This window comes from Micromonospora sp. WMMC250 (genome assembly GCF_027460215.1).
Classification (GTDB): Bacteria; Actinomycetota; Actinomycetes; order Mycobacteriales; family Micromonosporaceae; genus Micromonospora; species Micromonospora taraxaci.
Genome location: NZ_JAPZBJ010000002.1, coordinates 6,055,474 through 6,074,292 on the forward strand (window position 1 = coordinate 6,055,474; position 18,819 = coordinate 6,074,292).

Consider the following 18,819-nt stretch of genomic DNA (forward strand, 5'->3'; position numbering starts at 1 on the left):
CGGCGACGGTGGCCGGCCGGCCGGCTGCGCGCCCGTGCCAGGATGAGGGGCATGGCGGGGGGACCTGTGGCATTCGTTCTCGGCGGCGGGGGCGTGCTCGGCGCGGTCGAGGTGGGCATGTTGCGCGCGTTGTTCCGCGCCGGCATCAAACCCGACATGGTGCTCGGCACCTCGATCGGCGCGGTGAACGGCGCGCTGGTCGCCGCCGACCCGTCGGAGGCGGTGACCGACCGGCTGGTCCGGCTCTGGGCCTCGCCGGAGGCGAGTGAGGTGTACGGGGACTCCGTCGCCCGGCAGTTGCGCCGCTTCGCCGCCCGTACCCATCTGCACTCACCTCGCCCACTGCGCCGGTTGCTGGAGACCGAACTGGGGGTGGACACCACCTTCGCCGACCTGCGGGTGCCCTTCCGCTGCTGCGCCGCGCACATCGAGCGGGCGGCCGAGCACTGGTTCGACAGCGGTCCGGTGGTGCCGGCGGTGCTGGCGTCGGCCTCGGTGCCCGGTCTGCTCCCGCCCATGGAGATCGACGGCGCGCACTACGTGGACGGGGGCATCGTCAACTCCATCCCGATCGGCGAGGCCGTGGCCGTCGGCGCACGTCGGATCTACGTCCTCCAGGTGGGCCGCATCGAACGGGAGTTGACGCCGCCCCGACGGCCGTGGGAGATCGCCCAGGTCGCGTTCGAGATCTCCCGCCGACACCGGTTCTTCCGCGAGCTGGCGGCGCTACCCGAGGGGGTGGAGGTGCACGTCCTGCCGACCGGTGGGCTCAACCCCCGCGACGACACGCCGTGGGCGTACCGGGACATGGCGGCCGTGGGGCGGCGGATCAGCCGGGCCTACACCGCCTCCCGCCGCTACCTCGCCACCCACCAGGAGCGATGATGCCGCTGCCCCCCAGGTGGCTGCGTCGGTTGCTGTTCGCCCCCGCCGTGGTCGGGCTGGCGTTCGTGGTGGTCACCACCCTGCCGGTCTGGGCGCTGCTCGCCGCCGCCGCGTCTCCGCTGGTCCCGGGTCGGTTGCGGCCGCTGCGGCTGCTCTGGATCGGGTGCGTCTACCTGGTCTGGGACGCCGCCGCGCTGGTCGCGCTGTTCCTGCTCTGGGTCGCCTCCGGCTTCGGCTGGCGGACCCGGTCCCCGACCTTCCAACGCGCGCACTACGTGCTGGCCGGCTGGTTCCTGCGGGTGCTGTTCTGGCAGGCACGGTGGACACTGCGGCTGAGCATCGACGTGGTGGGCACCGATCCGGACACCGCGCTGCCCGGCCGGCCCGAGTTGGTGCTGTGCCGGCACGCCGGGCCGGGCGACTCGTTCATCCTGATCCACGGGCTGGTCAACTGGTTCAAACGGGAGCCACGCATCGTCCTCAAGGACAGCCTCCAGTGGGACCCGGCGATCGACGTGTTGCTCAACAGGCTGCCCAACCGGTTCATCGCGCCGACGCCGGAGCGCGGCGAGGAGACGGTACGCCAGGTCGGACACCTGGCCGCGGGCCTGGACGACAACGACGCGTTCGTGATCTTCCCGGAGGGCGGCAACTTCACCCCCAAGCGACGGCTGCGTGCCATCGCCCGGCTGCGCTCGCTCGGGCTGGAACGGATGGCACTGCGCGCCGAGCGGATGCGTCACGTACTCGCCCCGCAGCCCGGCGGAATGCTGGCCGCGCTGGACGCCGCCCCCGACGCCGGGGTCATCTTCGTCGCCCACACCGGGTTGGACCGGATGCTCACGGTGGCGGACGTCTGGCGGGAACTCCCGATGGACAAGCGGATCGTGATGCGGTTCTGGTCCGTGCCGCCGGAGGACATCCCGGTCGGGCGGCAGCAACGCATCGACTGGCTCTTCGACTGGTGGGCGCAGATCGACACCTGGATCGCCGCCAATCGTTAGCTCCGCAGTCGCGAGCGAGAGACGCTTTCGGTGAGCGTGGTGACGCGGAGCGTAGTGGTCGCGGACGAAAGGCGGGCTCGGCGGCGTCGTGCCGCGTAGGGTGCGGTCGTGGAGCAGATCTGCGTCGTGACGACGGTGGTGGATGCGCGTTCGGTCGCGGACGTGCTGGCGGCCGCGGCCGTCGCCGGCAGGCTCGCCGCCTGCGCCCAGGTGGGTGGTCAGGTGGACAGCACCTACTGGTGGAGGTCCGGAGTGGAGACCAGCACCGAGTGGTCGGTGCAGTTCAAGACCGCACCGGACCGGCTGACCGCGTTGGTGGACCAGATCCGGGTCAGCCACCCATACGAGGTGCCGGAGATCCTGGTGTCCACGGTGGAGAGTGGCGACCCGGCGTACGCCACCTGGGTGCACGAGCACACCCGGCCCTGAGTACGCGCACTCTGGGCCGCGCCCCTGTCGCTTTTGAATGATGGCCGGGTGGACGACACCCGCTATCCCTGCCCCGCGTGCGGCGCACCTGCCGATCTGAGCGCCGGCTGCCCCGGCTGTCGGCGTGCGCCCGATCCCGTCGCCGCCGAGGTGGTCGGTCTGGGTCGACAGATCGCCCAGTTGGAGCCGGAGGTGGAGCGGGCCCGCCACACGTACACCGAGCTGGCCGGGCGCCTGTCGGCCCTGTCGCGGCGGCGGGCCGAGTTGGCGGCGGTCGTCCGGGCGGGGTTGGCGGTGCCGGCCGTGTTGCCGTCGGCCCCTGCTCGTGGCCCGGCCCCGGTCGCCACGGTGAGTGCGGCGCCGGGTGTGGCCGAGACGTCGACCCGGACGGTCCAGGGCGTGCTCTTCGTCCTCGGTGGACTTCTGCTCGGCACCGCGGCGGTCGTGTTCACGGCGGTGGCCTGGGCGGCGGTGGGGGTCGCCGGGCGAGCGTTGATCCTGGCGGCGTTCACCGCGCTCGCGCTGGCCGTTCCGCTGCTGGCGGTGCGCCGGGGGTTGCGGGGCACGGCGGAGACCTTCGCCGCAGTGGGGTTGCTGCTGGTGGTGCTGGACGGTTACGCGGCCTGGTCGGTTGACCTGGCCGGGGTGGCCGGCTGGCCGGGCAGCCGGTACGCCGCGCTGGTCGGGGGGGTCAGCGCGGCGGTCGCCGTGGCGTACGGCCGGTGGAGCGGGTTGACCGGGCCGTGGTTCGCCGGGCTGGTGGCCGCGCAGCCGGTGTTGCCGCTGCTCGCCGTCGCTGTCGAACCGGGTCCGGCCGGTTGGACGCTGGTCCTGCTCGGGGTGGCGCTGGGGAATCTGGTGGTGCTGGTCGGGCTGCGCGGCCGGGACGGGGCGGCGCCTGTCGTCGGCCGGGTGCTGGCGGGGATCGGACACGTCGGCGCGCTCGTCGCCGCCGCCGCATCCGCGCTGGTGCCGCTGGCTGTCGGGCGGGCGGGCGGTTCGCCACTGCTGGCCGGGGTGCCGCTGCTGCTGGTCGCGGTGACGGGTCTCGGCGCGGCCTGGCTGGTCGGCGGACGGGCGCTGCGGGGGGTGGCCGGCGGGCTGCTGGTGCCGGTGCTCGCCCTCGCCGTGCTGCGCCCGGTGGCCGAGCTGCGGCCGTCGATGCTGCTGATCGCGGCGGCGACGGTGGCGCTCGGGCTGGCGGTCGCGGTGTGGAGGCTCCCGGTCGCGACCGGCGGGGACGCGGCCGGTGTCGGCGGTTGGCGGACCGGCCCGCGTGCGGGGGCGTTGCTGGTCGCGGGCGGCACGGCGCAGGTGGTAGTACTGGCCACCGCCGTGTTGGCGGTCGCCGCCGTGGGCCGCTCGCTGCCACCGTGGGGCGGGGCAGGGCTGGGACCGGACCTGGACTGGGGCTGGCAGTTGGCGCCGGCCGTGGCGTTGGCGGTCGCCGCTACGGCGCTGCTGCTGCCCCGGAAGGCGCAGACGGTGCTCGCCACGGCCGGCGCGGTGGCGGTGCTGCTCGCCCTGCCCGCCGGCTGGGCGGCCTCCTGGCCGGCGGTGGTGGCCGTCGGCCTGGTCGGAGGGGTTGCGCTGCTGATCGCCGTACTGGCCCGTCCGGCGACCCGTCCGGCCGTCCTGCTCACCTGCGCGCTGGGTGGTGCCGTCCTGCTCGGGCACGGGCTGCTGGTCGCTCTGGCCGCCCCGGTCGGTGTCCTGGTGGCACTCGGCGTGATCGTCGCGGTCGGGCTGGCGCTCGTCGTCCGGCGGGGCACCGGGGCGTACCGGCGGGTGGCCGGGGTGGGTCTGCTGGTCGCGCAGCTCGCGCTGCCCGGCGTCGCAGTGGTGGCGCTGTTCGCCGGGGGCGCGCCGACGTGGTGGCAGGCGCGGCTCGCGCTGGTGGCCGCCGGGCTCGCGCTGGTCGCGGTGCTCGCGGCGCGTCGCCACCGGGTGGAGCTGACGGGGTACGCGGTGACCGGTGCCGTGGTCGCCGTCATCGTGCCCGGGCTGGCACCGCTGTTCGTGGCGGGCGACGAGCCGATCGCGCTGTACGCGGCCCTGGCGGCGTTGGGCGTGGCGTTCGTCGCCCGTTGGGATCGGCCGGTGCCGGTGCCGGTGCCGGTCGCCGACCAGCCGGCGCGGGCGGACGAGCCGGCGGTCGGGGAGCTGCCGGTCGGGGGGCCGGCGGTTGTGGGGCTGCCGGTCGGGGGGCCGGCGGTCGGGGGGTCGTCGGCGGTCGGGGGGCCGCCGGCGATCACCCGGTCGGGCCCGGTGCTGGTGGTGGGTGGCGCGCTCGGGCTGGTCGCTGTCCTGGCGGCCCTGCCGAGGGTGTTGACCGCGCTCGTGCTGCCGTACGACGGTCCGGCACGGGTCTGGTCGGGGGTTCCCACCGTCGTCGCCGATCCGGCGTCGTTGCCCGTCGGGCTGGCGTTGGTGGTGCTGGCGGTGGCCGCGGTGCTCACCAGTGGTCGGGCGGTCCGCCCGGCGGTGCTGCCCGCACTGCCCTTCGCCGCTGCGGCGCTGCCGGTGCTGCTCGTCGCGGTCGGCACGCCGTGGCCGGTGCTACCGGCCGCGGTCCTGCTCGCCGGGTTGGCCGCGTTGCTCCTCGCCGCTCTGGCCGGGCCTCGCCCGACGCTCGCACCGGTCGTCGTACCCCTGGGTGTGGTGCTGGCCGCCTCCGGGGTGGCGGGGCTGCTGGCCACCCGGGCCGGGTCGCTCGCCGCCGAGGGCGCGCTGCTGGTCGCGGCGGTGGTCGTCGCCGCCGGGGGACGCACTGTCGGGGTGCGTGTCACCGGTTGCCTCGCGGCGGTGGGTGCGGCGTCCGCGCTGGCGGTGACCGCCTCGCTGGCCGCCGGGCTGCCGTTGCGGGAGGCCGCGTACCCACTGTTGGCGGTGGCCGCCCTGGTGCTGGCCGTCGCCGCGGCGACGCCGGCGCGGGCGCTGGTCGGTCGGGTGCTGGACGCTGCCGCGCAGGCGGTGGCGCTGGTGGCGGCGGTCCTCGCCGTCGAGGTGGCGCAACACCTCGCCACGATCTGCGTGCTCTGGGGGGTCGCCGTCGCGGTGCGGCTGCTGCGCCGGGGCGAGTCGACCGCCCGGCGATGGGCGTTCGCCACGGTCGCCGCCGGCAGCGAGTTGCTGGCAGCGTGGGTGCTGTTGGCCGCCGGCGGGGTGACAGTGCTGGAGGCTTACACGGTGCCGGCGGCGGGGCTCGCCATCGGCGCGGGCCTGCTGGCGCTGCGGACCCGACCCGGGCTGACCAGCTGGCCGGCCCTCGGCCCGGGGCTGGTCGCGGCGCTCGCGCCGAGCCTCGTGTCGGTGTTGATCGGGCCGGATCCGCAGCCGTGGCGGCGACTGCTCCTCGGCGCGGCGGCGCTCGGCGCGGTGCTGGCCGGCGCGACCCGCCGCTGGCAGGCGCCGGTGCTGCTCGGTGGTGGGGTGCTGGCGCTGTTGGCGCTGCACGAGGTGGCCCGAGGCTGGGATCTGCTGCCCCGGTGGATCTACCTGGGTGTCGGTGGGCTCGCCCTGGTCGCGTTGGCCGCCACCTACGAGCGGCGGCGACGTGAACTGGCGAGACTGCGCTCTGCGGTGGGCCGACTGACCTGAGCCGAACCAGTAGGGGTAGGGCCTGCCCTACCCCCCATTCGGGGGCTGTCGGGGTTACTCAGCGCTACCGCGATCGGGAGACTTGACCACAAGCCCGAACCACCGTGGAGCGGGTGCTGGCTGATCGGGGGCAGGGATGGCGCTCGGAGCGGTGGCGGAACCGCCGGTGCGGCGGCGAGGCAGTGACTACGCACAGTTGTCGCGACGGATCAGTCAGGCTGGGCTGCTGGAGCGCCGCCCGGGCTGGTACGTCGCCCGCATCGTGCTCACCCTCGGCGCGTTCGTGGCCGGCTGGGTGGCCGTGTTCCTGCTCGGCGACTCCTGGTGGCAGTTGCCGCTCGCGGCCGTGATGGCGGTGGCCACCACCCAGGTCGCGTTCCTCGGTCACGACGCCGGGCACCGGCAGATGTTCCGGCGGCGCGGGCCCAGCGAGATGGTCGGGCTGTTCGCGGGCAACCTGGCGGTGGGGCTCAGCTACGGCTGGTGGGTCGACAAGCACAACCGTCACCACGCCAACCCGAACCACGAGGACGAGGATCCGGACGTCGGCGCGGGCGCCCTGGTGTGGACTCCCGAGCAGGCGTTGGAGACCCGTGGGTTCGGCCGGTGGCTGGCGCAGCGTCAGGCGTTCCTCTTCTTCCCGATGCTGCTGCTGGAGGGTCTGAACCTGCACGTGGCGAGCATCCGGGCGATCGTCGGGCGGGAGTCGGACGGTCGGTACAGCACCCCGATGCGGCGCCGGGCGGTGGAGGGGCTGCTGCTCGTCGTGCACACCGTCGGCTACGTGGCGCTGCTGTTGGCGGTCATGTCGCCGGTCAAGGCGCTGCTGTTCGCCGTCGTGCACCAGGCGCTGTGGGGCCTGTACATGGGTTGCTCGTTCGCGCCGAACCACAAGGGCATGCCCATGCCGACCGCGGAGGACGAGCTGGACTTCCTGCGGAAGCAGGTGCTGACCTCCCGCAACGTGCGGGGCGGCCGGTTCGTGGACACCGCGCTGGGTGGGCTCAACTACCAGATCGAGCACCACCTCTTCCCGAACATGCCGCGCGCCAACCTGCGCCGGGCCCAGCCGATCGTCCGCGCCTACTGCGTGGAGCAGGGCATCCCGTACGCGGAGACCGGGCTGGTCGAGTCGTACCGGCAGGCGCTCGGTCACCTGCACGAGGTGGGCCGGCCGCTGCGTGGTTGAGCGGCACGACCGGTGGCGCGTCCGCCTCGCTGGACGCGCCACCGGTAGGGTCTGCTCATGGCAGACCTGCTCACCGCTGACGCGGTGCGAGAAGAGCTGAGCGGGTTGACCGACTGGTCGGGTGACCCGACGGGCATCGGTCGTACGGTTCAGCTCGGCAGTTTCCCGGCCGCCATCGCGGTGGTGGACCGGGTGGCGACGGTGGCCGAGGAGCTTGACCACCATCCCGACATCGACATCCGGTGGCGGACCCTGACCTTCCGCTGTGTCACGCACTCGGCCGGTGGGGTCACCCACCGGGACGTCGAGCTGGCCCGGCGCATTGACGACATCGTCCGGAGTGCGGCATGAGATTCGAGATCAGCAAGGTTCTGGATGCCATCGAGGGTCGGGTCTGCACGGACCCGTCACTGGCTCGGGCCGTGGTCGACCTGGCCGAGATCATCCGCTACCAGGACATCGATGGCGGCCGGCCGGCCAGCCTGCTCCGCCTCGGCATGGTCATCGACGCGCTCTCCCGCGAGCTGGAGGAGGACAGCGTCCAGGTCTACGCGGTGGTGCACCGGGCGTTGCTCTCCGACGCCGACCTCACCTCGAACGAGCGGATGGTTGTCCGCCGCTGGGCCGACGACGGCCTCGTCGAGGTGCTCGACAACCCGGGCGACCGGATGTTGGAGGTCGCCGACCTGCTCGGGTTGCCGGTGCTCAGCCGGGTCCGCTTCGACGGGTTGCGCGGTCGGTTCCCGTGGCTGGTCGAGCAGCCCGGTCGAGTGGTCGCACCGGTGCCGGGCGCCGGCGGGCCGGTGTTCATCGCGCACGTCGGCGGCGGCCACTCGCCCGTGGCCGGCAAGCGCTCGCCGACCGGTGTGAAGCTGCTGGCCCGCCAGTGGCGCTGCCCGGAGTCGGGTTGCGCGTTGTTCGGCGGCGGTGGTGGGGGTGGCGCGTTCGCCGACCTGGCCGGGGGTGCCGACCGCAGCCCGGCCGCGCAGCCGCCGTCCGCGCTGCGCAACGGCGTACCGACCTGCCCCCGGCACGGTGCCCGGCTCGGTGACGCCGGCCCGCGTCCGCGTACTGAGGTGCTCGCGGTGCGCGTCGGCGGCCTGGTGCGGCGGCGGTTCGTGCTGAGTGAGGAGCAGCCGTTGGTGGCTGGTCGGGCCCCCGAGCAGGACGGCGGGATCATGCTCGGGCAGTGGCTCAACGACGAGGCCCGGCGGTGGATCAGCCGTGGTCACGTCCGCTTCGAGCTGCGGGTCGGCGAGGTCATCGTGACCGACGTCAGCACCAACGGCTCCGGCATCCGCCCGGCCGGGTCGATGAACGAGGCGGACCGGATCCCCCTGGCCCCGCAGCAGTCCCGGGTGCTGGGCGAGAACGACATGATCGAGCTGTACCCGGGCGTGCAGATCGGCCGCGCCGAGGAGTTGCCGACCGGTGCCCCGTTCACCCCCACCTCGGTCATGGCCGAGGCTCCGACGATGGCGATGCGCCTACCCCGCCCCTGACGCCGCCCCGCCCCGCCCCGGCGCGGCGCCGGCGCGGCGCCGCGAGATCCGCGCAAAACAGGGAAAGTGCTGCCTCAGTTGGCGTCGAGGCAGCACTTTCCCTGTAGTTGCGCAGATCGTGGCCGGTGCGGTCCGTCAGGCGGCGAGCACCTCGGCGAGCGCGGCCACCGCCAGGTCGATCTCCTTCTCGGTGATCACCAGCGGCGGGGCGAGCCGGATGGTGGAGCCGTGGGTGTCCTTGGCCAGCACGCCGCGCTCCATCAGGCGCTCGCACGCCTCCCGACCGCTCATCAGCGCCGGGTCGATGTCCACGCCGGCCCACAGACCGCGTACGCGCACCCCGACCAACCCCTTGCCGACCAGCCCTTCCAGGCCGGCCCGCAGCCGCTCACCCAGCTCCGCCGAGCGGCGCTGGAACTCGCCGGTCGCCAGCAGCCGCACCACCTCGACGGCGACCGCGCAGGCGAGCGGGTTGCCGCCGAAGGTCGAGCCGTGCTGGCCAGGCTTGAGCACGCCGAGCACGTCGGCGTTCGCGGCCACCGCGGACACCGGCACGATGCCGCCGCCGAGGGCCTTGCCGAGCAGGTACATGTCCGGCACGACGCCCTCGTGGTCACAGGCGAAGGTCGCGCCGGTACGCCCCAGACCCGACTGGATCTCGTCGGCGATGAAGAGCACGTCGCGCTCGGTGCAGACCTGTCGCACGCCGGGCAGGTAGCCCTCCGGCGGCACCACCACGCCCTGCTCGCCCTGGATCGGCTCCAGCAGGACCGCGACGGTGTTCTCGTCGATTGCGGCGGCCAGCGCGTCCAGGTCGCCGTACGGCACGATCTTGAAGCCCGGGGTGTACGGCCCGAAGTCGGCGCGGGCGTCCTCGTCGGTGGAGAAGCTCACGATGGTGGTGGTACGGCCGTGGAAGTTGCCGTCGGCGACCACGATGGTGGCCTGACCGGCGGGCACGCCCTTGACCTGGTAGCCCCACTTGCGGGCCACCTTGATCCCGGTCTCGACGGCCTCGGCGCCGGTGTTCATCGGCAGCACCAGGTCCTTGCCGCAAAGCTCGGCCAGCTCCCGGCAGAAGTCGGCGAACTGGTCGTGGATGAACGCGCGGCTGGTCAGCGTGAGCCGGTCCAGTTGCGCGTGCGCGGCGGCGATCAGTTGCGGGTGGCGGTGGCCGAAGTTCAGCGCGGAGTAGCCGGCCAGGCAGTCCAGGTAGCGCTTGCCGTCCACATCGGTGAGCCAGGCGCCCTCGGCGGACGAGATCACCACCGGCAGCGGGTGGTAGTTGTGCGCCGTCCAGCGCTCGGCGTCCCGGACCGCTCCCGGCGTACGCAGCATGTCATCGATCACTTGCTTGCCTTTCCCTGACGGAGTCGCAGCGTGCAGCACTTCGGTCCGCCGCCGGCCTTACGGAGTTCGGACAGGTCGACACCGATGGTCTCGTAGCCCCGGTCGCGCAGCTTGGCGGCCAGGTCGGTGGCCTGGGCCGGCAGCACCACGTGCCGGCCGTCGCTCACCGCGTTCAGACCCAGCACCTCGGCGTCGGCCATGGTGGCGTGCACGGCGTCGGGGAAGAGCCGGCGCAGCACCGCCTGGCTGCCGGGGGAGAACGCCTCCGGCAGGTACGCCACGGTCTGCTCGTCGAGCACTGTCAGCGCGGTGTCCAGGTGGTAGAAGCGCGGGTCGACGAGCTGCATGGTGATCACCGGGTAGCCGAAGACCTCCTGCAACTGGGCGTGCGAGGCGTGCGCCGTGCGGAAGCCGGTGCCGGCCAGCAGGTGGTCGCCGGCCAGCAGGACGTCGCCTTCGCCCTCGTTGACGTGCTTGGGGTCGTACATCTCGAAGCCGGCGTCCTCGAACCAGGCCCGGTAGGCGGGTGCCTCGTCGGCGCGCTGCGGGTCGCGGAACTGTACGGCCATCGCCTTGCCGTCGATCACCGTGCCGCCGTTGGCGGCGAAGACCATGTCGGGCAGACCGGGCACCGGAGTGATTTCCTCGACGGTGTGGCCCAGGTCGCGGTACGTCTGGCGCAGCTGCTCCCACTGCCGGACGGCCAGCGCGGGGTCCACCGGCGCGGTCGGGTCCATCCAGGGGTTGATCGCGTAGTCGACGGCGAAGTACGTCGGCCGGCACATCAATAGGCGCTGGCTGGTGGCGTCCATCGTCATTGTCCTGCTCCCAGGGGTCGGGCGCGCCCGGCCACCGTGGCCCACGGGCTGGCGCCGTTGCTCAACGTTATGCGGCTTCAGCGGCAGGATCCACCACTGAGAGTTGCGCAGACCGAAGATTCGTTGCGTCTAGACGACTGCTGGGGGTGATTCGTTGCGCCAGTGCGTGTCGCGCCCGGCGAACGGGTCGTGACCGGAGTTCACGGGCCGTGATCGGGGTGTGTGGCCGTGGTCGGAGTTCACGGGCCGTGATCGGGGTGTGTGGCCGTGGCCGGGTGCGCGCGTGATCGGGTGCGCGCGTGATCGACTCGGGTTCCGGGAAAGTGCGGTATCGGAGCGACCGGGACACCCCGACTCCGCCGAAGCCGAGTCGATCACGCCGAGAAAACACTTCAGGGGCGGCGAACCGCCGCCCCTGAAAGGGTGTCTGCCCGACCGGTGAACCACCGGGTGTTCGGGCTGCCGGCGAACCGCCGGCGTTTGCCGGTGCATCACCGGCGAGCGGAACAGTGCCCGCTAGAAACGATCGACAAACTGTGAGTCAAGCCACTCGCGGAAGCGCTGCACCCAGTCGCCGTCGGTGGTCGGCCAGTCGAACTGACCGGTCATCGCGAGCACCCCGATGACCACCGCGGCCAGTCCGATCAGCACGCCGAACAGCGCGTCGGTGGTGCCGGCGACGTGCCGACGACGGGTGGCCATCAGGCCGAGCACCGCGAGCACCGCGCCGAACGCGCCGAGCCCGATGCCGTACCCGGCCAGGGTCCCGGTCAGCACGAACAGCGCACCGGCGACGGAGACGATCAGACCGAGGGTGGCCAGCAGGCTCGCCCGCGGCTTCGGGCCACGCGTCACCGGCGCCTCGGGCGCGGTCGGGCTTGCGGTCGGGGCAGCCGGCCGGTCGGTGGTGACCCGGTCCGTCGTGTCGGTTCGCCGGGTCGCGCTGTCGAGGTCCGCGTCCCGCTCGGCGGTGCGCGCCGTGGTCGGCGCGACGGTGGGCCGGGATTCGGTCTCCACCGTGTGGGCGGTGCCGGTGCGCGGCTCGGGCGTGACCGGGCGGGCCGTGCCGTTCGAGGGTTCGGGTGCGACGGGGCGGGCCGTGCCGTTCACGGGCTCAGGCGTGACCGGGCGGGCGGTGCCCCGCGGCTCGGTCTCCGCCGGTCGCGCGGTGGCGGCTCGGGCCACCGCCGCCCGCTCGTTGGCCCGCCGCTCGGCCTCGCTGGTCTGGCCACCGGTCGCGCCGGCGCTGCGGTACGTCGTCTGGTCGGCGTCCCGGTCGGTGACCACCGGGCGACCGGCGCTGTCGTCGGACTGACCGGTCTCGGTGACTCGGGTGTCGCGGCCGTCCACGCGGCCGTCGAGGTTCTCGTCCCGCGTCGGTGCCGGCTCGGACCGGCGGGACAGCGAAGGAATCCTGACCACTACACACCTCCTGATGAATGCGTGGTGGCCGTCGGAAGAGGGTGGCACCCACGCGGTACAGCCCTGAAGTACCCCGCTGCACGTTTCCTGACACCAATTCCGGGTACGGCCGCCGAAATCGGCCTTGATCGACTCGGTTTCTTGGAAGTCAGGGTGTCCCGCCTACGTAGACACCCCGGTTTCCTTGAACGCGCGTCGATCAGCGGCGGACCGGGTCGACTTGCCCGGCGTGGCCGCGCTGACCGACGCCGACCTGTCCGGTGTGGGCGACTTGCCGGGTGCGGGTGCGGGTGCGGGTGCGGGCGCGCTGCGGGGGGCGCGGGTGCGGGGGGCGGGCGTGAGCGCGGGCGCGGCGCGCAGCACCCGCAGCCCGGCCTGTTGCACGAACACCTCGCGCTTGTCGACGGCCAGTCCCTTGTCGTTGAGCACGTAGCCCGTGAGCCAGACCCATCCCTCGTACGTCGGGCGTGGATCGACGCTCACCAGGCGGAGGCGCAGCTCCCGGTCGTCGGCGAACTGCACCGAGCACGCCTCGCCGATCAGCAGCAGGTCGCCGGGCTTCAGGTCGGTCATGTGGGCCAGTGCGCACGGTTGATAGGGATGCGGTGACGGGCCCGGCAGGGCAGGTCCGCGCCGCACCGGCACACAGTGCGCCAGCGCGCCCAGTTCCAGACCGGCCGGTGTCGACGGGCGAGGGTCAGCGCGGTGACCAAGAGGTATTCGTTGTACGACACGCGCATGGTGGCGTTCCTTCCGAGAAACAGCGCGGGCCGTGCTGCGGGCGCGCTATCGCCGACGCCATTTCCGACGTCACTTCTGGGCTCCCCTGACGCGTGACAGCATGTTCCACGCTGGCCACCTTGTGCAATGTTCTTCCCCGCCCTAATCTCAGGCCGAAATGACGCACGAGGAATGGAATGGAAATGCGCGCGTGGTGAAACATTCCGTGTTGCACGAGGAGAGCGGTGATGTTGCATGACGGATGAAACAAGCGGGTCGACGGTCCCTCGGCGGCAGCTCGGGAGGTTGCTCACCCAGCTCCGGGAGGAAGCCTCGGTGACGCTGGACGCCGCAGCGGATGCCCTGGACTGCTCGCGGCAGAAGGTGTGGCGCATCGAGAGAGGGCTGGTTCCGGTGCGGGTGGTGGACGCCCGCGCGATGTGTGCTCTGTATCGCGTGCCGGCCGCGATGGGGGACATTGTCGCCGGCCTCGCGAAGGAGACCCGTGCCAAGGGTTGGTGGCATTCGTACGGTGATGTGGTGCCGTCGTGGTTCTCGCTCTACGTCGGCCTGGAATCGTCCGCGTGCGGGCTGCGCCAATATGACGCGGAGCTGATTCCCGGCCTTCTGCAAACCCGCGAGTACGCCACCGAGTTGTTCCGTCGGAAGAATCCGACGATGACCGCCGACGAGCGGGAGAAGTTGGTGCAGGTGCGGTTGCAGCGGCAGGGCATCCTCGTCCGCCGGCTGCCCGCCGCGCCCACAGTGCGGGTCGTCCTGAGCGAGGCGGTGCTGCGGCGCACCATCCCCGACCACCGGGCGATGACCCAGCAGTTGCGACACCTGCTGGACGTGGCCGCGCTGCCGACAGTGAGTCTGCGGGTGTTGCCGCTCGCCGCCGGTCCGCCGCTGGCCAGCGAGACCGGCACCTTCGTCCTGCTGGATTTCCCGCAGGCGGTCGGCCGGGCGTCGACCGAGCCGACCACCGTCTACCTGGAGAACATCACCGGTGCGCTCTACCTGGACAAGCCGGCCGAGGTTGCCGCCTTCGAACATGTCTGGTCGGACCTGGAGACGCTCGCGTCGAGTGAGGCAGAATCAGAGAAAATGATCACTTCGATCATCGAGGAGCATCATGACTGACCTTGCCGGTGCCACCTGGCGAAAGAGCACCCGCAGCGGCGGGAGTGGCGGCAACTGCGTCGAGGTGGCCGACAACCTGCCCGGCGTCGTGGGCGCACGGGACAGCAAGGACCCGACCGGCGCCGCGCTGGTCTTCGCCACCGCCACCTGGGCCGCGTTCGTCGACGGCGTGAAGGAGCAGCGCCTGCGCTGACCGCGCCGCCCTCGGCACCTCGGGGCGCCTGGCTATCCTTGGTACCCGTGCCAGAGGGACACACGATCCACCGCCTTGCGGCCCGGCACGCCGAGTTGTTCGCCGGGGACAAGCTGCACGCCGCCAGCCCGCAGGGCCGCTTCGCCGAGGGCGCTGCCCGGCTCTCCGGGACCGTTCTGGAGGGCACGGAGGCGTACGGCAAGCACCTGCTGCACCACTACGCCGGCGAGCTGACGCTGCACGTACACCTCGGGTTGTACGGCAAGTTCACCGACGGGCCGGGAGAGCCGCCCGAGCCGGTCGGTCAGGTGCGGCTGCGGCTGGCCAGCGACCGGCACTGGCTGGACCTGCGCGGGCCCACCGCCTGTGACCTGCTCACCCCACCCGAGGTGGCCGCCCTGCGGGACCGCCTCGGGCCCGACCCGCTGCGCGTCGACGCCGACCCCGAGCGGGCGTACGCCCGGATCTCGCGCAGCCCGACGCCGCTGGCCGCGCTGCTGTTGGACCAGTCGGTGGTGGCCGGCACGGGGCTCATCTTCGTGACCGAGGCGCTGTTCCGGGCCGGGCTGCCACCGAGGATGCCCGGCCGAGCGTTGAGCCGCGCCGACTGGGACGCGCTCTGGGCGGACCTGGTCGGGCTGATGCGGCTCGCTGTCGAGCACGGCCGGATCGACACCGTGCGCGACACGCACCTGCCGGAGGCGATGGGCCGGCCGGCGCGGGTGGACCGGCACGGCGGCGAGGTGTACGTCTACCGCCGCCCCGGCGCACCTTGCCACGTCTGCGGCACCGAGGTCAGTCGCGGCGAGCTGGCCGGGCGCAACCTCTACTGGTGTCGTACCTGCCAGCCCGCCTGATCCTGCGGGCCTGATCGACTCCAGATCGCCGATGTGGCGGTGTCGTCGCCGCAGGATGGCACCACCTCGCCGATGTGGAGTCGATCATCCGTGCCGCCATCCTGCCTGGCGGGTCGGACCTTGAACACGCGCCCGGACATGAAGGATCCTGTGCTGATGCGATCGGCGCCGTTCCTCCTGGACCGCCTGGGCCGAGCCGGGATCAGCGATGTCGTCACTGTCGAGCCCGCCACGGGTGGGCTCGCGGCGCTCGCGGGCATAGCTACCCGCCGAGAGGCGCCGTCGGTGTTCGTGAAGGCCTTCGCCGAAGCTCCGGACGACGACGTGTTCGTGGCGGAGGCCGAAGGGCTGGCCGCGCTGCGTGAGCTGGGCGGCGTGGTGACACCCGAGGTGATCCTGGTCGACCGGGAACTGCTCGTGTTGTCGGTGCTGCGACCGAGACCGCGCAGCGACGCCTTCTGGGAGCGGTTCGCGCACATGCTCGCCCACCTGCACCTGAGCACGACGCATCCGCGCTTCGGTTGGCACCGGGACAACTGGCTGGGCCGCCGCCGGCAGACCAACGGGTGGCACGACGACGGCTTCACGTTCTTCGCCCAGCACCGGCTGCTCCGGTGGCTGGGGGAGCCCCGCGTCGAGGCGGCACTCGACCGGAGCGATCGGGCGGCGCTGGAGCGGCTCTGCGACCGGCTGCCCGACCTGCTGCCGGACCGGCCGGCATGCCTGACGCACGGCGACCTGTGGGCACAGAACATCCTGTCCACGGCGGACGGCCAGCCCGCGTTGATCGACCCGGCGGTGTCCTACCTGTGGGCCGAGGTGGACCTCGCCCACGTGTGGTCGACAGCGGCCCCGCCCGAGGCGCAACGGTTCTTCGCGGTCTACGCGGAGCTGACCTCCCTCGATGGCGACTGGCAGGCCCGGATGCCGATCGTCCAGCTGCGACAACACCTCGCCGTGCTGGCCCAGTTCGACGACGACTGGGGCGCGGCCGACCAGATCCGTGCCACGCTCGCCCCGTTCCGGACGCGATCCTGACCGGAGGCCAGGCGGTCGGGATGGTTCGCCGTCTCGCCGTCGAGGACGCCGGCGACCCGCCCGGCGCGGACACGACTGCCCGGCGCGGCGAGGGCACGGCTGGCCGGCGCGGCGAGGGCACGGCTGGCCGGCGCGGCGCGGGCACGGCTGCCCGGCGCGGCGAGGGCACGGCTGGCCGGCGCGGTGTGACGCAACCGGAATTGACAGTTGACCTGCCACCGGAGCAGGGTTGCAGAGTGACAACGATGTCAACGGACAGGGAGGGAGAAATCGTCCTTCCGCCTGCGCAACCGGTTCGGCCAGCCGGTTCGTGGTGTCCTGTTGACGGTTTCCCGGCACGGACCCGGTCCGCCCGCCGATCCTGGCCGTATGTCCCTTCCCTACCCGACGGTGACCAGCTGAGATGACCGACCTGCCCCGACCCGACGCCGCCCCGACCCCCGCTCCCGGCGGGTCACCCGAACTGCCCGACCTGGACGAGTTCCTCGCCGACCAGACCCGCACACTGCTCGACACCGCCGGCCGGTCGGTCCGGCCCGAGGGCGGCTTCTGGTGGCTCACCGACGACCGCACCCCGGACCGGGGCGAACCGGTGTTCACCTGGATCACCTGCCGGATGACCCACGTGGCCGCCCTCGCCCACCGCGGCGGCGACCCGGACGCCGCCGCCCTCGTCGACCACGGCGTCGCCGCGCTCAGCACACTGCTGCGCGACGACCGGTACGGCGGCTGGTTCAGCGCTGTCGACCAGCAGGGCGTACCCGTGAACGATCGCAAGGCCGGCTACGACCACGCGTTCGTGGTGCTCGCCGCGTCCAGCGCCGCGCGTGCCGGTCGGCCGGGCGCGGAGCAGTTGCTCGCCGACGCGTTGGCCGTGGTGCGGGACCGGTTCTGGGACGACGAGGTCGGCGCGGTCCGCGAGTCGTGGAACCGGGACTGGACCGTCACCGAGGACTACCGGGGCGCCAACAGCAGCATGCACATGGTCGAGGCGTTCCTCGCCGCCACCGCCGCGACCGGCGACCCGACCTGGGCCGACCGGGCCCTGCGGATCGCCACCCATCTGGTGCACGGCGAGGCCGCACGGCACGACTGGCGGCTCCCCGAACACTTCACCGCCGACTGGACGCCGCTGCCCGACTACAACTCCGACCAGCCCGCCGACCCGTTCCGCCCGTACGGCTCCACCATCGGCCACTGGCTCGAATGGGCCCGCCTGCTGCTGGAGCTGGAGGCTGTCCTTCCGCAGCCACCACGCTGGCTGCTCAGCGACGCCCGCGCCCTGTTCGCCGCGTCCGTACGGCGTGGATGGGCGGTCGACGGGGCCGACGGCTTCGTCTACACGATCGACTGGGACGACCGGCCGGTGGTCCGCTCCCGGATGCACTGGGTGCTCGCCGAGGCGGTCGGTGCGGCCATCACCCTGCACCGGCGCACCGGGGACGAGGTCTACGCCGACTGGTACCGGGTCTTCTGGGCGTACGCCCGGCGCAACCTCATCGACGGCACCGGATGGCGGCACGAGCTGGACGCGCAGAACCTGCCCTCCGACACGGTCTGGCACGGCCGGCCTGACGTCTACCACGCGTACCAGGCGGTGCTGCTGTCCCGTTCGGCGGAAGGGCTCGGCGGCGCCGGCCCGCTCGCACCGGGCGAGGTGACCGCGTGATCGTGGTCGCGGGCGAGGCGTTGATCGACCTGGTGGTCACCCCCGACGGGGAACGGGCCGTGCCGGGCGGCTCCCCGGCGAACGTGTCGGTCACCCTGGCCCGGCTCGACCAGCCGGTACGACTGCTGGCCCGGCTCGGCACCGACGACTACGGCCGGCAGGTCGCCGAGCACCTGAGGACCAACCAGGTCGACCTGGAGTGGGCGGTCCGCGCCGAGGAGCCCACCTCGGTTGCGGTGGCCACGTTGAACGCCACCGGGCAGGCCAGCTACGAGTTCCGGCTGGCCGGCGCGGCGGACTGGCAGTGGACGCCGCAGGAGTTGCCCGAGCTGGCCGGGTCGCCGGCAGTCGCGTTCCACACGGGGTCGCTCGCGCTCGCGCTGGCCCCCGGCGCGCAGGTGTTCGAGGACCTGCTCGCCCGCGAACGCCGCCGGGACGGGCTCACCCTCTCGATCGACCTCAACCTGCGGCCGAGCATCGTCACCGACCGGGAGGCGGAGCAGGCCCGGGTGCGCCGGCAGGTGCCCCTCGCGCACCTCGTCAAGGCAAGTGACGAGGACCTGGCCTGGCTGTATCCGGACCGGTCGGTGGCCGACGTGATGGCCGAGTGGCGTGAGGTCGGGGTGTCCTGCGCGGTGGTGACCCGGGGCGGTGAGGGCGCCTGGCTGCTGGCCCCGAACGGCACCCTGCACGAGGCGACGGCGGTACGCACCACGGTTGTCGACACCGTCGGCGCCGGCGACTCGTTCACCGGTGGCCTGCTCGCCGCGCTGGCCGACCTCGACGCGCTCGGGGACCGACCGGCCGACCGCCTCGCCGCGGTGACCGAGCAGCAGTGGGACGCGGTGCTCCGGCAGGCTGCCACGGTGGCCGCGCTGACCTGTGGTCGCCGAGGTGCCGACCCGCCCCGCCGCGACGAGGTCGAAGCCCTGCTGACCCCGCAGACCTGACCCAGACGCGGGTCGGCGCCGTGGCGCGCCGGACTGCCGGGACGCGGCAC

The 18,819-nt window shown here is 73.0% G+C and carries 17 protein-coding genes; 13 read left to right on the top strand and 4 right to left on the bottom strand.

Annotated elements, in window-relative coordinates:
* Positions 1–51 precede the first annotated feature (51 nt).
* The 7 genes from O3438_RS27485 (at position 52) to O3438_RS27515 (ending at position 8,609) form a co-directional block, all read left to right on the top strand.
* A complete protein-coding gene (locus O3438_RS27485; RefSeq protein ID WP_269682525.1) occupies positions 52–885 on the top strand; it encodes a patatin-like phospholipase family protein in 834 nt (277 codons plus the stop codon).
* On the top strand, positions 885–1,889 hold the full coding sequence (locus O3438_RS27490; protein WP_269682526.1) for a 1-acyl-sn-glycerol-3-phosphate acyltransferase: 1,005 nt from the start codon (positions 885–887) through the stop codon (positions 1,887–1,889). Before O3438_RS27485 ends, O3438_RS27490 begins: the two co-directional genes overlap by 1 nt.
* 108 nt (positions 1,890–1,997) lie before the next feature.
* Positions 1,998–2,318, top strand: a complete 321-nt coding sequence (gene cutA, locus O3438_RS27495; RefSeq protein WP_269682527.1) for a divalent-cation tolerance protein CutA — start codon at positions 1,998–2,000, stop codon at positions 2,316–2,318.
* A 48-nt stretch (positions 2,319–2,366) separates the two neighbouring features.
* On the top strand, positions 2,367–5,918 hold the full coding sequence (locus O3438_RS27500) for an SCO7613 C-terminal domain-containing membrane protein (protein WP_269682528.1): 3,552 nt from the start codon (positions 2,367–2,369) through the stop codon (positions 5,916–5,918).
* 136 nt (positions 5,919–6,054) lie between these two features.
* The gene (locus O3438_RS27505; protein WP_269682529.1) at positions 6,055–7,107 is read left to right on the top strand and encodes a fatty acid desaturase family protein; all 1,053 of its coding nucleotides are present in this window, start codon (positions 6,055–6,057) and stop codon (positions 7,105–7,107) included.
* 57 nt (positions 7,108–7,164) lie between these two features.
* Positions 7,165–7,458 carry a 4a-hydroxytetrahydrobiopterin dehydratase gene (locus O3438_RS27510; protein WP_269682530.1) on the top strand — a complete coding sequence of 98 codons (294 nt, stop codon included), beginning with the start codon at positions 7,165–7,167 and terminating at the stop codon, positions 7,456–7,458.
* Entirely contained in the window at positions 7,455–8,609 is a 1,155-nt protein-coding gene (locus tag O3438_RS27515; protein ID WP_269682531.1) for an FHA domain-containing protein, read from the top strand. The genes O3438_RS27510 and O3438_RS27515 overlap by 4 nt, the downstream gene beginning before the upstream one ends.
* A 135-nt stretch (positions 8,610–8,744) precedes the next feature.
* Here the strand turns inward: O3438_RS27515 and rocD are convergent, their stop codons facing one another.
* From rocD to O3438_RS27535, 4 genes are all read right to left on the bottom strand, one after another.
* Positions 8,745–9,959 carry an ornithine--oxo-acid transaminase gene (gene rocD / locus O3438_RS27520; protein WP_269682532.1) on the bottom strand — a complete coding sequence of 405 codons (1,215 nt, stop codon included), beginning with the start codon at positions 9,957–9,959 and terminating at the stop codon, positions 8,745–8,747.
* Entirely contained in the window at positions 9,956–10,771 is an 816-nt protein-coding gene (gene ddaH, locus O3438_RS27525) for a dimethylargininase (RefSeq protein WP_269683769.1), read from the bottom strand. The genes rocD and ddaH overlap by 4 nt, the downstream gene beginning before the upstream one ends.
* Positions 10,772–11,293: 522 nt before the next feature.
* A complete protein-coding gene (locus O3438_RS27530) occupies positions 11,294–12,199 on the bottom strand; it encodes a thrombospondin (protein ID WP_269682533.1) in 906 nt (301 codons plus the stop codon).
* A 162-nt stretch (positions 12,200–12,361) separates the two neighbouring features.
* A complete protein-coding gene (locus O3438_RS27535) occupies positions 12,362–12,772 on the bottom strand; it encodes a hypothetical protein (RefSeq protein ID WP_269682534.1) in 411 nt (136 codons plus the stop codon).
* A gap of 402 nt (positions 12,773–13,174) precedes the next feature.
* On the opposite strand from O3438_RS27535, the gene O3438_RS27540 reads away from it, so the two are divergent.
* The 6 genes from O3438_RS27540 to O3438_RS27565 all read left to right on the top strand — a co-directional run bounded on the left by O3438_RS27540 (position 13,175) and on the right by O3438_RS27565 (position 18,769).
* The gene (locus tag O3438_RS27540) at positions 13,175–14,062 is read left to right on the top strand and encodes a helix-turn-helix domain-containing protein (RefSeq protein WP_269682535.1); all 888 of its coding nucleotides are present in this window, start codon (positions 13,175–13,177) and stop codon (positions 14,060–14,062) included.
* Positions 14,055–14,255 carry a DUF397 domain-containing protein gene (locus O3438_RS27545; RefSeq protein WP_269682536.1) on the top strand — a complete coding sequence of 67 codons (201 nt, stop codon included), beginning with the start codon at positions 14,055–14,057 and terminating at the stop codon, positions 14,253–14,255. Before O3438_RS27540 ends, O3438_RS27545 begins: the two co-directional genes overlap by 8 nt.
* Before the next feature lie 47 nt (positions 14,256–14,302).
* Complete coding sequence (locus tag O3438_RS27550) at positions 14,303–15,112, top strand: Fpg/Nei family DNA glycosylase (protein ID WP_269682537.1); 810 nt, start codon at positions 14,303–14,305, stop codon at positions 15,110–15,112.
* Positions 15,113–15,268: 156 nt separating this feature from the next.
* On the top strand, positions 15,269–16,150 hold the full coding sequence (locus O3438_RS27555; RefSeq protein ID WP_269682538.1) for a fructosamine kinase family protein: 882 nt from the start codon (positions 15,269–15,271) through the stop codon (positions 16,148–16,150).
* A gap of 403 nt (positions 16,151–16,553) precedes the next feature.
* Positions 16,554–17,819: an AGE family epimerase/isomerase gene (locus tag O3438_RS27560; RefSeq protein ID WP_332367471.1), complete on the top strand. Its 1,266-nt coding sequence runs from the start codon at positions 16,554–16,556 to the stop codon at positions 17,817–17,819.
* Positions 17,816–18,769: a carbohydrate kinase family protein gene (locus tag O3438_RS27565; RefSeq protein WP_269682539.1), complete on the top strand. Its 954-nt coding sequence runs from the start codon at positions 17,816–17,818 to the stop codon at positions 18,767–18,769. Before O3438_RS27560 ends, O3438_RS27565 begins: the two co-directional genes overlap by 4 nt.
* The last annotated feature ends 50 nt before the right edge of the window (positions 18,770–18,819 follow it).